9 protein-coding genes are annotated in these 12,970 nt (G+C 72.4%); all 9 read left to right on the top strand.

What is annotated here, in order from left to right:
* The first annotated feature begins 2 nt into the window (after nucleotides 1-2).
* Complete coding sequence (locus ACH413_RS26650) at nucleotides 3-1,178, top strand: hypothetical protein (protein ID WP_360031783.1); 1,176 nt, start codon at nucleotides 3-5, stop codon at nucleotides 1,176-1,178.
* The gene (locus ACH413_RS26645) at nucleotides 1,178-1,669 is read left to right on the top strand and encodes a hypothetical protein (RefSeq protein ID WP_360031785.1); all 492 of its coding nucleotides are present in this window, start codon (nucleotides 1,178-1,180) and stop codon (nucleotides 1,667-1,669) included. The genes ACH413_RS26650 and ACH413_RS26645 overlap by 1 nt, the downstream gene beginning before the upstream one ends.
* A complete protein-coding gene (locus tag ACH413_RS26640) occupies nucleotides 1,669-2,277 on the top strand; it encodes a hypothetical protein (RefSeq protein WP_360031787.1) in 609 nt (202 codons plus the stop codon). Before ACH413_RS26645 ends, ACH413_RS26640 begins: the two co-directional genes overlap by 1 nt.
* A complete protein-coding gene (locus ACH413_RS26635) occupies nucleotides 2,270-4,879 on the top strand; it encodes an NACHT domain-containing protein (RefSeq protein ID WP_360031788.1) in 2,610 nt (869 codons plus the stop codon). The genes ACH413_RS26640 and ACH413_RS26635 overlap by 8 nt, the downstream gene beginning before the upstream one ends.
* Nucleotides 4,880-4,979: 100 nt before the next feature.
* Complete coding sequence (locus ACH413_RS26630; RefSeq protein ID WP_360031790.1) at nucleotides 4,980-6,581, top strand: serine/threonine-protein kinase; 1,602 nt, start codon at nucleotides 4,980-4,982, stop codon at nucleotides 6,579-6,581.
* The gene (locus ACH413_RS26625) at nucleotides 6,572-8,113 is read left to right on the top strand and encodes an SPFH domain-containing protein (protein ID WP_360031792.1); all 1,542 of its coding nucleotides are present in this window, start codon (nucleotides 6,572-6,574) and stop codon (nucleotides 8,111-8,113) included. The genes ACH413_RS26630 and ACH413_RS26625 overlap by 10 nt, the downstream gene beginning before the upstream one ends.
* The gene (locus ACH413_RS26620; protein ID WP_360031794.1) at nucleotides 8,100-9,656 is read left to right on the top strand and encodes an Hsp70 family protein; all 1,557 of its coding nucleotides are present in this window, start codon (nucleotides 8,100-8,102) and stop codon (nucleotides 9,654-9,656) included. Before ACH413_RS26625 ends, ACH413_RS26620 begins: the two co-directional genes overlap by 14 nt.
* 1 nt (nucleotide 9,657) lies before the next feature.
* Nucleotides 9,658-12,117 carry a hypothetical protein gene (locus ACH413_RS26615; RefSeq protein WP_360031795.1) on the top strand — a complete coding sequence of 820 codons (2,460 nt, stop codon included), beginning with the start codon at nucleotides 9,658-9,660 and terminating at the stop codon, nucleotides 12,115-12,117.
* Complete coding sequence (locus ACH413_RS26610; RefSeq protein WP_360031797.1) at nucleotides 12,098-12,967, top strand: hypothetical protein; 870 nt, start codon at nucleotides 12,098-12,100, stop codon at nucleotides 12,965-12,967. Before ACH413_RS26615 ends, ACH413_RS26610 begins: the two co-directional genes overlap by 20 nt.
* Nucleotides 12,968-12,970 lie beyond the last annotated feature (3 nt).

Below are 12,970 nucleotides of genomic sequence, written 5' to 3'. Positions count from 1 at the left end.
TGATGACCGAACCGTTGTCCGCGGCCCGGCAGGTGGCCGTGCTGAGCAAGGCGGCCATGTCCACAATGGACAAGACGGCCGGGGTGTCCGCGAAGAACCGTCCTCCGCACCTCGCCCAGTTGCACGGCGTGCTGGAGGTCGCCGCGCAGCAGGCCAAGCAGGTCGAGTCGAACCCGGCGGCCGCCGACCGCGACGCCGACCTGTGGCGGCTGCGCGAACCCGGCTACCTGCGCGCGATCTGCGAACACCCGCCCGCACACCCGAGCAGCGCGCTGGTGCTGCTCCCGGTCGTGCTGACCTGGTCCGCGCTCGGTGTCGCGGAATGGCGTTACGTCGAGCAGTACACGTCGAGCGATCCCGGTGCCCGCCCGTCGTTCTTCGCGGACTGGCTCGCCCAGCCCTGGTACCTCGGCCCGGTGATGCTGTCGCTGGTGATCGTCGTGACGGTGCTGTGGATCATGCTGAACCACCGCCGCACCTGGAAGTCGCACCGCCGTGCCGACACGATCGACCGCGTCGCCCACCAGCTCGAGGTGGACCTGCTCCCGCCGCTCGCGATCCTGCGCGCCCTGCTGGGCACGTCGTCGCCGGAACAGCAGACGCGCGAGGCGGCCGCCACCCTGGCCGGTGCCGCGCACCGGCTCGGCGAGGCCTCCTCCCGGCTGGCCGCCGCCTCCGAGGTGGTGGACCGCCTGGGCGCGGTGGCCAGGGAACTCGTGGCCGCCCTGCCCGACCTCGCCCGCCAGGTGGACGCGTTCTCCGCGGTCCAGCAGCGGTTCGGCGAGCAGGCCGGCCAGATCGTCGCCGCGGTCGCACCCCTCGAGACCGTGGTCGCCGATGTCGGCGTCGCGGCGGGCCTGGCCCGCGAGGCCTCCGCCACCTCCGGCGAGGTGGTGCGCGCGGCGACCGTGCAGACCTCGCTGGCCCACGACCTCTCCACCCGCAACGCCGCACACCGCGACCTGCTGGAGGAGGCCCAGAAGCCGTTCTCCGCGGCCGCCGACTCGGTCGCGGGCGCGGCGGATCGCTTCCAGGCCACCGTGTCCACGTTGCAGGAGACCACGAGCAAGCTGCGGGAGACGATCCGCGAGGTGAACTGGCTCGCGATGGTGTCCGACGGTCTGCGCCATCCTGCCGAGCACCCGGACCAGGTCACACCTCCGAGCCCGGTGGCGTGATGGCGCGCAGGCAACCGGTCAACGCGCTCGGCATCGCCGGCTGGCTCTTCGCGGAGCTGGCCCTGGTGCTGATGATCGTCGCCCTCGGGTCGGACGACCACGTGCCGGCGGCGGCCCAGCCGGCCACCTCGTCCGCGGCACCCACGCCCACGAGCAGCACGGCCGCACCGGAAGGCCTGTCGCTGACCACCAAGTCGTTCATCATGTCCGTGGACGGGTCCGGCGCGGGCGTGGTGGACGAGTTCCGCCGCAGGCTTCTCGACGAGGTCGGGCCGGACGCGCGGGTCGGGCTGATCCTGGTGTTCGGGAAGTCCCGCGACCCGTCCGTGCCGACGCAGGGAACCCTGGTCTCACAACAACTCAAGGACCTGGTGGTGCCGGCGGGCCTGCCGCAGCTGCGCACCATGAACGACATGCGCGCGTACCTCGGCTCGGACGGCGCGCCCGGCGACGCCAAGGTCGAGCTGTTCCTGCTCGGCGGTGGCCGCTGATGCGGCGGCGCGGCCCGGACGTCGTCGTGGTCGACGGGTCCGGCGCGGCACGTGGCCCCGCGCTGTGCTCTTCCTTGGGACGCAACGGACTGAGAGCTGAGCCCGTGTCCGCTTTGGACGTCAAGGCGGACCCCAAGGCGTGCGTGCTGCTGCTCATGCCTGTCGACGAGCTGCCGGACGACGGGCATCACGTGCTGTCCGTGGTGGCCGGGCTGCGCGGCCGGTTCCAGGGGCGGTTCGTGGTGGCGTGGCACGTGTCGCACCGGGCTCGCGCCAAAGTGGCCGCCACCAACGGGAACAGCGCCGCGTTGCTGCTCGGCACCAGCTGGCAGCGGGAGCTGGTGCGGCACGCCACGCCCTTCGACGCCGTGCGGTGCCGGGACCGGCAGGTGCGCGAGCTCGTGGCAGCGCGGCGGATCGGCGGCAAGGCCGTCGACCAGTTCCGCGCCGACCTCGACGCGGTGGACCCGTTGGCGCTGCACGACATCACCGCTCAGGTGGCCGACCACGGTGAGGAGACGCGGCTGTTCTGGCCTCCGCCGGAGTCGATCGTCGAGGCGGTCCGGCTGCGGACCGCTCCGGAGAACGCGGCGGTGGCCGGTGGCTGAGTACCGGAACGTCTTCAAAGGCACCGCCGACAGGGTGTTGCAGGCGGGCTACGTGCGGACCGTGCGGTTCGACGCGTCCGGGGACGTGCCGGTCGACGAGGCGGTGTGCGACCTCGCGCCGCTGTTCGCCGACGTGCTCGCCGGTGGGTTCACCGGGCGGCGGTGGCTGATCGAGCAGATCGACGGGTTCGTGGCCGAGCGGCCCTGCGGCTATCTGTGGGTGGAAGGGGACGCGGGCGTCGGGAAGACCGCGCTCGCGGCGCACCTCGTCCGCGAACGGGGCTGGGCCGGGCACTTCTCGCGGCTGACGCTCGGCGGTTCGGCGCGGGTCGCGCTGCGCAACCTGGCGGGGCAACTCGCCCGCGAACACGATCTCGCGCCCGGCGGCCTGCTGCCCGAACGCTGGTGCACGCCGGAGGGGTTCCCGGCGCTGCTGGCCAAGATCACGCCTCCGCTCGTCCTGGTCGTGGACGGTGCCGACGAGGCCGAGCAGGTGGCGGGAGCGCAGCCGTGGGGGCTGCCGATGGAGCTGCCGCAAGGGGTCTTCGTGGTGGGCACCTACCGGACGGGCAGCCCGCCGCCGAGGTCCACGGCGCCCGCGTCGGTGCTGCGGCTCTCCGCGACCGATCCTCGCAACATCGCCGACGTGGCCGAGCACGTGGCCCAGGTCCGGCCCGACGCTGACGACCTCGTCGAACGTTGCGGCGGCGTGTGGGTGTACCTGCGATACGTCCTCAACGAGTTCCGGCAAGGCACCCGTGCGACGGCCGACCCGTTGCCGAAGGACCTGTCGTGCTACTACATCGACACGCTGGAGCGTTGGAGCCGGACGGACAGGCTGCTGCCACTCCTCGCGACCCTGGGCGTCGCGGGCGAACCGCTCGGCGTACCGACCCTGGCCGCACTGTCCGATGTGGATGAAAGCGCGGTGAGGGAACACTGCCACCGGATGCTGCGACCGTTCCTCGGCGCCGTCGACGGGCAGGACGGCCGCGGTTTCGCGCTGTACCACGCCAGTCTGCGGGAGTTCCTCGCCGGCGTGCGCCCCGACGACGACAGTCCCGAGCAGGACTGGAAGTGGTGGGACGTCCTGCGGTCGGCCACCACCGCCGCGCACGACCGGATCGCCGAGCACTACCTGACCGGTCCTTTCGACGACGGTTATCCGCTCAGGCACCTGGCACGGCACCTCGTCGGCGCTGGCCGCGCCGAGGACCTGCACCAACTGCTGCGCAAGGAGGACACGAGCGGACGGCCCGCGTGGTTCGCCGCGCACGACCGCGCCGGCACGGTCGACGGCTTTCTGTCCGACGTCGCCGTCGCGCGCGACCTCCGTGCCCGGACGACCGACCAGGCTCTCGCTGAGCAACAGCCCGCACCAACCCTCTGCGACGAGCTGTACTACGACCTGGTCATGGCCACGGTTGTCTGCCGTACCAACGCGATCCCCGCCGAACTGGTCGCCGCACTCGTCACCGGTGGCGTGTGGACGCAGACGCGTGCGGTCACCCACGCACTCAGACTGCCCACGGCCACCGCGCGAGCACACGTGTTGGCCGTGCTCGCAGCCGAAACCGCCGCACCGGACGTCCTGGACCTCGCGCTCGCCCAGGCTGAGCAGGTCATCGCCCCGTACCCCCGCGCCGAGGTGCTGCTCAAACTGGTCCCGCACCGCCCGAGCCTCGCCGCGATGGCGTTGCAGGCCATCACGGACATCTCCGGTGAGCACGAACGCGCCGGGGCCATCGCGGACCTGGTTCCCTGGCTGAGCGATCTCGGTCCCGTGCGGACGCTGGCAGAAGGCCTCACCAGCCCGCACGCCCGAGCGCGGGCGTTGACCGCTCTCGGCGACCGGACCGGCGCGCTGACAGCCGCGCGCGCGATCAGCAGCGAGGAGGGCCGGGCCACCGCGCTCGCCGCCCTCTCCGACGCCGTACCGGCCGAAGCCCGTGCCACACCGGCACCACCTGATCGCAAGCAACTCCGGGAGGCTGCCTACGCGATCACTGACCCACACGACCGCGCCGAAGCGTTGACTCGGCTGGCACCCCTGCTGCCCCCAGCACAACGACGAGAAGTGCTGACCGAAGCCCTCAGCGCGGCCACCGCGCCCGACGACGGCGGCCGAGATCTGCCCGCGGGCCTGGACTGGCCCGGCCTCACCGCGACCCGCAGCCGGTCGGACACCCTGACGACGATGTCGGCCTATCTGAAGAGCAGACGAGAACCCGTTGTCCCGCAAGGACCCCACCTCGACAGCGCCCTAACCGCGGCCACGGCGAACACCGACATCCGCGCCCGGTCCCGCGCGCTCAGCGAACTGGTGCCGCACCTGTCCACGTCCGTCCACCTAGCCGACGCACTAGCCGCAACGCCTTACGGGGACCGGGACCTGCTCTGCGCGGTGGTGCTGCGAGCCGTCGAAGTGGCTGCCGACAAGGACTTCGTCGCCCTGCTCCGCCACGCGCTGAGCCTCGGCGGCCGCGTCACCTGCACGGCGCTCCTGGCCGCCGCGCTACCCAGGATCGAAGGCCTCGCCGGGGACGACGCGGCCGGGCGGCTCGAGGCGGCACTGCACGACGTGCACCGGTGGTGGCCATGACCCAGTGGCCAATAAGTGGACAAAAGCCCAGTTCAGGATCGTTTGAACCTACGATTCGCCCATCAGGCGGCACCCTGTTGCGACAGCACGAGGACGACCGATGAGTGAGGTGATCGCGCTCGGGCCCGGTGATCCGCGGCGGCTGGGGCCGTACCGGCTGCTCGGCAGGCTCGGCGCGGGCGGCATGGGCGTCGTGTACCTCGCCGTCTGGCCCGGCACCGACCGGCAGGTCGCGATCAAGGTGATCAACCGGTCCTACGCGGAGGTGCCGAAGTACCGCGTCCGGTTCGAACGCGAGGTCCGGACCGCGGCGTTGATCAGGTCCCCGCACGTCCCCCGGCTGCTGGACGCGGAACTGGAGAGCGACGAGCCGTACGTGGTGACCGAGGTGGTCCGCGGCACGAGCCTCGCCGGCCTGGAAGAAGGCCTCGCCCCAGATCGGCTGCTGACGGTGGCGAGGGACACCGCGCAGGCGCTCCTGGACATCCACGCGCACGACATCGTGCACCGCGATCTCAAGCCCTCCAACGTGATGATGGCGGGCGACCGGGCGGTCGTGATCGACTTCGGGATCGCGGCCGACCTGTCCGACCTCGTGCGCGTGACCACCACCGGCCACGTCGTCGGGACGCTGCCCTACCTCGCGCCCGAACTGGTCGACCCGCGGCGGGCGGCACCGGCGTCGCCCGCCTCCGACGTGTTCTCCTGGGGCTGCCTGCTCTACTTCGCCGCCACCGGCCGAACCGCCTTCTCCAGCGCGGGAACCACGCTCACCCAGCCGATCCCCGACCTCACCGGCGTTCCGGGCGTCGTGCGCGAACTGGTCGCTCGCACCCTCGACAAGCGTCCCGAACGACGCCCGTCGGTGCGGAGCATCCTCGACGAGCTGGCCACCGTGGGCGCGGAAGTGGTGCTGTGCGGCGGGAACGGGCGAAGCCACACCGCCCACCTGCATGCCGTCCTGCTCGACGCCGGACTGGCCGTGCGGGTGTCGGCCGAACCGGATTCCCTTGCCGACGCACGGGTTCTGATCGTGATCGTGTCCGAACGGCCGGACGCGGCGGTGCGGGACATGAGGCTCGCGGCCGAGCAGCGCGGGGTGACCGTGCTCGTGGTCCTCGCCGGTGGCCACCACGAACCGGACGTCTTCCTCGACGCCCGCACCGGCGCGCTGCCCGATGCCGCTCAGCTGCGAGCCCTGCGTGAGCTCGCGGCGCGCCAGAACGCCAACCCCGCAACGGAAACGTCTCAGACCCCGGTGGTGGCCGGGATCGCCGCCGCGCTCGCGGAAGGTGACCTGGTGGCGGCGGATCTGCTCACCACGGCGGTGTTGCTGGCCGCGGCGGGCTGTGCGGACCACGGCTGGGCGGGACTGGACGAGGTCGCGTCCATCGGCACGCGGCTTCTGCGGGACTGCGCCCGCGTCTGGCACGAGGGCACGGACGGCAAGCACGGTTTCCGGGCCCAGCGCCTGCTCATGGCGGACGGCGCCGGAACCGAGGTCGCCGACCTGGCCCACCTGTTCGGCTGGGGCGACCCGCTGGGCATTCCCGCCGACTACCCGGTCTGGGTGACGGGCGCGGGCCCCGGGTTCTTCCCGACCCTGCGCCACGAAGTGCCCTCAGGCGCGTGGTTCGACAACTGGAACGTCACCGTGTCCGCGCTCTACCGACGAATCCGGAGCGAGTTCTCATGCCCGTGATCATCGTTGTCCTCGTCGTGGTGGCCGTCGCGTTCATCGCCGCGGCGGTGCCGATCCTGCGCAGGATGCGGTACCTACCGCTGCACCGATATGCCGTGGCCACCCGCAGGTGGGGCCTGCCCGCGCCGAACCAGTCGCGGGAGGAGTTCCTGCTCCGGCGCACGCGGATCGTGCGCGGCGGGCAGACGATCCCGCCGTGGTCGTGGCTGTACGACATCCACGAGTACGACTACATCAGCATCCCGACCGGCACCGTGGGGCTGGTCAAGGCCAAGATCGGCGCCAACGCGCCGGCGGGCCGCAGGCTGTCCAGGTACGTCGACTGCGACCGCTTCCAGAGCGTCACGAAGTTCCTCAAGGGCGACTGCGAGCAGGGCGTGCAACCGGAACTGCTGCGCGGCGGCGAGGCGTACGCCATCGACCCGCAGGTGTTCGACGTGTACACAGTGGACACTCTGCCCGCCGATTTCCCGGCCAAGGCCGACGATCTCCGGCTGGTCTCCGTCGACGCCGAGGACGTCGGTGTCGTCATCGTCACGGACGCGCCGGCACCCGACGACCTGCGCGCGCCCGCACCCGTGGTGGAGGGGCACAACAACTTCCAGAAACCCTGGGAGTTCCTGTGGAACGGCGGGCGCAGCGGGCCGCAGACCGACATCCTGCCGGGCGGCGCGACCTACGCGATCAACCCGCTGTTCGCGCGGGTCGTGCACATCCCGACCCGCGAGCTGACTCTCACCTGGGGCACCAAGTCCGGCAGCGAGGACCGCTACGACTCGGAACTGGGCCCGCTCAAGGTGACCATCCAGGGCTTCGAGCTGGAGGTGGAGCTGACCCAGACGCTGTCGATCCCTCCGCACGCCGCGCCCTTCCTGGTCAAGCGGTTCGGCGAGGACGCGGACGGCGACGTCGGCGACCACAAGTCCACTGCGGTGAAGCGGTTCGTGGGCAGGGTGCTCGGGGAGAAGGTCAGGGGCTACTTCAACGAACGCGCCAGCGGCGGCGAGATCGACCGGTTCCTCCACGAGCTCGCCGACACGCGCGGGAAGCTGAAGGTCCAGATCACCCAGGCGCTGGCCGAGGTCCAGGTCGACGCGCGCGAGACGACGATCGGCGAGATCCGCTTCGCCTCCGACGAGCTCAACAAGGAGTACCGCGAGTACGTGGTGCTGCAGCAGCAGTTCCGGCAGCTCGAGCAGAAGCTGCTCAACCAGCACGTGGCCAACGACATCGAGCGCACCCGGCTGGAGGTGCACAAGGCGAAGCTCTCCGCCCAGCTGGACGTGCTGATCGAGCGGCTGGGCCTGGATCACGTCAAGCGGATGGAGGCGGAACGGATCAGGGCCGGCGCCACCCACGCGCCGATCATCCTCACGGGTGGCATGCCCGCCGCCGTGCCGATCGGCCCGGTGCAGCCGTCGGAACGGATCGCGATCCCGGCGTTCGACGCCACCGAGGGGCTGGACGTGTTCGACATCAGCCCCGGCCTGCCGTCGCCGAACGAGAGGACCGAGACCGGTGCCCCCGAATGACCAGACCCGGCCGGTGCTGGGCATCGATCTCGGCACCACCTACACGTGCGTGGCCGCGATCGACCGGCGGGGCGAGGCCGTGCTGCCCAACTCCGCCGGCGAGTCGATCACGCCGTCGGTGGTCTACTTCGCCGACGACGGCACGGCTCTGGTCGGCAGCGCCGCCGTGGCCCGGCGCGACCAGGAACCGGGCCGGGTCGTCTCGCTGATCAAACGGGAGATGGGCAGGGCCGACGTCACCGTGGACGCGGGCGGGCGCCGCTACCACCCGCAGCAGGTGTCGGCGGTGATCCTGCTCAAGGTCGTCCAGGACGCGCTGGCGCACCTCGGCCGGGCGATGCCCGCGACCGGGCCCGTCGCCGACGCGGTGGTCGCCGTGCCCGCCTACTTCGGCGCGGCCGAGCGCAAGGCCACCGCCCAGGCGGCCCAACTGGCCCGGCTCAACCTGCTCGACCTGGTCAACGAACCCGTCGCGGCGGCGGTGGCGCACGGCCTGCACCGCGGTGGCGAGCGCACCGCGATGGTCTACGACCTCGGCGGCGGGACGTTCGACGTGACCGTCATCCAGGTCCGCCCGGACGGGCCGGCCAAGGTCGTCGCCATCGAGGGCGACCACCGCCTGGGCGGAGCCGACTGGGACCGGCAGCTGACCGAGCTCCTGCTCGGCCGGCTGAACTCCGCCGCGGACCCGTTGCGCGGCGACCCGAAGCTGATGGGCGGCCTGGTGCGGCAGGTGGAACAGCTCAAGATCGCCCTGACCGGCGCCGAGCGCCACACCGCGCTGATCACCGTCCCCGGCGGCGCGGAGCACGTCGTGACGATCACCAGGGACGAGTACGAGGAGGCCACCGCCGACCTGCTCGGCCGCACCGTCGAACTGACCCGCGACGCGCTGGAGAAGGCGCGCCCGCACGGTGTCGAGAGGATCGACGACCTGCTGCTGTCCGGCGGCATGTCCCGCACCCCGGCGGTGGCGCGCAGGCTCGCCGAGGAGCTGCCGGAACTGCCCGCCGCCCGGCTGGCCCACGACGCCGACCACACCGTCGCCAAGGGCGCGGCCCGGCTGGCGTGGCACGCCCTGGGACACGAGACCACCGACGAGATCAGCACGGTCACCGCCAAGGGGTACGGGGTGGCGGTGGTGCGCGACGCGGCCCGTCCCGCGCTCGGGCACGGCGTGCTGTGGATGATTCCGCCCGGCGCGGACACCCCTGCGGTGCAACGGCATCAGGTGTGCACGATCCGCGACGACCAGCGCCGCATGGCGATCAGGGTCTACGAATCGGCCACCGGGTTCGTGCACGGAGACCTCGCGGACGACCCGGCGGCCCACGTCGGCCTGGTCGCGGGCGAGATCACCGGACTGCCCGCCGGTCTGCCGAAGGGCGCGCCGGTGGAGATCTGCTTCGAGCTGAAGGCCGACGGCGTCCTGCGGGTGCACGCCCGCGCGGGCAACGGCGCGTCACTGCGGCTCGACGCGGAGGTGGCGGGAGCGATGACCGAGACCGAGATGAGCGCGCCGCTGCCGGGAATCCGCGCCTGACATGGACTTCCACGAGAAGTCCTATGTGGACGACGTGCTCGTGCCGGTGCGGACCGGCTGGTCCCCGCACCGCAACTACTTCCGGGTGTACCGCCTCCCGCCGCACGCCCGTCAGGCCGAGGTCGACGCGGCGCTGTCCGACCTGCCCGCTCGGTGGGGAACGCCCGAGCTGCGCCTGCACGCCGTGGCCTGCGAACGCCTGCACGCCTGTCACTCCACGGCCACCGCGGTCCTCGGCGACCCTGCCGCCCGCGCCCGGCACCGGGAGTTCGTCGAGCGGGAGCACCAGGCACTGGTCGAGGTCGTCCGCCACCGCCTGCACGGAGCGCCCGCCCTGACCGGCGACGACGTCGCCGCCGTGGTGCGCGTCGCCGGCGGCAGGTGGAGTACTCCCGATGTGGTGGCCGCGCTGCACGCCGTCGGCGCCACCGTGCGCGAGCCCGTTCCGCTGCCCCGCGTCTCCCGGCCGCAGCGCTGGCCGGCGTTGCGCGAACACCTGGCCGACCTCCCGCACGACTCGTTGTGGGAGTACCTGTCCCGCACGCCGGAGCTGCGCGGCGCGGACACCACTCCGGCCGAGGTGGAGACGCGACGACAACGTTTGCGGGTCTCGCGCGACCGGGCTTCGGACGCCGAACGGGCCGTTCTCGCGCTCGTCCGGCTGTGGGCGGCGGCGCCAGGAGGCCTGTCCGCCGCGCTCGCGCACGACCTGCTGGCCGAACTCGCCGCCGCGACGGTGTGCGGCTATCAGGCGGTGCGGGAGCTGGCCTCACCACAACGTTGCGCCGCAACCCTTTCCTCCGATCCCGATGCCGTGGCGTACGCCGTGTGGTGCGCCCGCGAGGAAGCGGCGTGGACGGAGGCCTACTTCGCCGCGGTCGACGCACATCGGCTGCCCGCCGCGCTGGATCTGCTGGAGTCACGTCCTTTGCCCGAGTCGTGGGCCCGCGTCCGGGACGCGCTGCGCGCCCGGCTCGACCGCCTGTACGCCTCGTTGGCCCAGGCCCGCGAGGTCTCCGACCTGGAGGACGCCGCCGCCCGGTACCTGGCGATCGGCCGTGAGCTGACGGACCCGGCTGTCGACGAAGGCCTTCTCCGTTGCCCGGCCGCCGCTCCTGCCGCCGTATCGGCCACTGTGGACGGTGCCGCGGTCGCCGTGGACTGGCGGCCATCGCCTTCCACGGCGGGGAACATCGGCTACCAGGTGCGTCACGGGGCGACTCTGCTGGCCGAGGAGGCGACGGCACCGTTCGTCGACCTCGAAGCTCCGGCCGGGGTGCCGCTGATCTACACCGTGACGGCGTTGCGCGATGGCGTGCCTGGAGGAACCACGGCGGCCGAGCCGGTAGCGGTGCTGCCGGAGGTGACGGACCTGCGGCTCGTCACCGAACCGGGAGTCGTCTTCGGGCGGTGGACGCTGCCACCGGGGGCGTCGCGCGCGGTCGTCCGGCGCGCCGGCTCCGACGTGCCCGCGGACGAGACCGGCTTCACCGATCGGAACGTGGAACCCGGGACCGCGTACACCTACCGGGTGCTGGTCGAGTACGCGGCGCTCCGCAGTCCCGGCATCGACGTCCGGGTGGTGTGTCTCGGCGAGCCGGACGCCGTCACCGACCTGTGGGCCGTGGCGGCGGGCGACGTCGTCGACCTCACCTGGACACCTCCGCGCGGCGACGAGGTCGAGATCCGGCTGCTGACCGCTCCCGAGGCCGCGCCCGGTGGCGTGGTCCGGCTCGACCAGGCCGCGCTGGCGGGACCGGTCGTCGCCACGAGCCGGTGCGGGCGCGTCCGGGTGCCCGCCGCAGACCTCACGGGCGAGCGCACGCTGGTACCGGTGACCGTGTCCGGACCGGTGGCCACCATCGGCACACCGGCGACCGTCGACGTCTCGTCCGTCGAGGTGACCGGCCTGCGCGCGGTCCGGCTCGGCCCGCAGGTCCAGCTCTCCTGGCACTGGCCCGACTGGGCGCGGGAGGTGCTGGTGGTGTGGCGGCACGGCGGCCCGCTCGCCGGACCGGACGACCCGGCGGCACACCGCTGGCGCGTCAGCAGAACCGCCTACCTGAGTCGCGGAGCGCGGCTGACCGCGGCCGAGGCGGGCAGTCACTGGTTCGGGGTGTGCGTCCTCGGCGACGGGCGGCTCGGTCCACTTGCGACGGTCGAGTCGCCGTGCCCGGTCCAGCTGCGCTACCGGCTGCACGGGCGGGCGCGCACGTTCGCGGTGGAGGTCGAGTGCGACGCGGATCTTCCCGACGTCGTCGTGCTCGGGAAGGAGGCCCGCCGGCCGTTGGATCCCGGCGACGGTGTCGTGCTCGCGACTCTGCCGGGCGGGCAACGGGTCGGCCGTGCCGAGTTCACCGTGCCCGCCGAGCTGCGCGGACCGGTGCACCTGCGGGCGTTCGCGCTGGACGACTCGATGTGGGTGTGCCATCCCGACCCGCGTGATCTCGTCGTGCGGTGACGCCATGATCTGCCCGTACTGCCGCGCCCGGTGCGCCGCCGACCAACTGCTGATGAGCTGTGGTCCGCTGTGCGCGTCCGCGCCACCGTTCCCGGTGAAGACCTTGCGGCGCAACCGATGCCCGCACGGCCGCGTTCCGCTGGCCCGGCGCGTGTGCCCGGCCTGCGGACGCGCCGTTCCCCGTGAGTACGCGGAGGCACCCGGCCGCGCGATCGTCGTGGTGGGAGAACGCGAAGCGGGCAAGAGCGCGTGGATCTCGGCGGTCGTCCGCCAGTTCGAGACCGGCGAGGCCGCGCTGGCGGGACTGTCCGTGCACCTGCTCGGCGAGAGCTCCCGCAACCGGTACGCGGATCTGCGCACACCGTCGACCGAGCCGCTGCTGATGAGCATCCGGTCGGTGAGCGCCAAACCCGTGGTGCTCGCGCTGTACGAACTGCCGGAGGACGACTGCCCGCCGGACGTCATGGCCACCGCGGCGGGAGTGGTGCACGTGATCGACCCGGGACGACTGCCCGGCGTGCGCACGTTGTTCGGCCTGGAGCCCCTGCCGCCGCGCCCCACTCCGTGGGCACACCCCGTCCCCACGGCGATGACGGTGACCAAGCTGGACCTGGTCCGGGACATGTTCACCGACGGCTCTCCGCTGCGGCGCCCCAGCCCGCAGGACCGCGGTCACGTGGAGTCGGACAGCCTCGACGTGCACCACGAGGTCGAGGCCTGGCTTGCCCGTTGGGGCGACATCGAGGCCCCGCCTGGTCACCGGTGCTTCGCACTGTCCGCACTGGATGGACAGAGAGTGGCGGAACCGTTGCTGTGGCTGCTCTCCCAGTTTCGCGCGACGAGGGCCTGAGCC

This window comes from Lentzea sp. NPDC020367 (assembly GCF_044387305.1).
GTDB lineage: Bacteria > Actinomycetota > Actinomycetes > Mycobacteriales > Pseudonocardiaceae > Lentzea.
The sequence above is the reverse complement of the archived record's forward strand: the minus strand, read 5'-3'. Positions and strand labels throughout refer to the sequence as shown.

Coding starts and splice junctions, on each gene's coding strand:
- ACH413_RS26650 (WP_360031783.1), top strand. CDS start 3: ATGACCGAACCGTTGTCCGCGGCCCGGCAGGTGGCCGTGCTGAGCAAG.
- ACH413_RS26645 (WP_360031785.1), top strand. CDS start 1,178: ATGGCGCGCAGGCAACCGGTCAACGCGCTCGGCATCGCCGGCTGGCTC.
- ACH413_RS26640 (WP_360031787.1), top strand. CDS start 1,669: ATGCGGCGGCGCGGCCCGGACGTCGTCGTGGTCGACGGGTCCGGCGCG.
- ACH413_RS26630 (WP_360031790.1), top strand. CDS start 4,980: ATGAGTGAGGTGATCGCGCTCGGGCCCGGTGATCCGCGGCGGCTGGGG.
- ACH413_RS26625 (WP_360031792.1), top strand. CDS start 6,572: ATGCCCGTGATCATCGTTGTCCTCGTCGTGGTGGCCGTCGCGTTCATC.
- ACH413_RS26615 (WP_360031795.1), top strand. CDS start 9,658: ATGGACTTCCACGAGAAGTCCTATGTGGACGACGTGCTCGTGCCGGTG.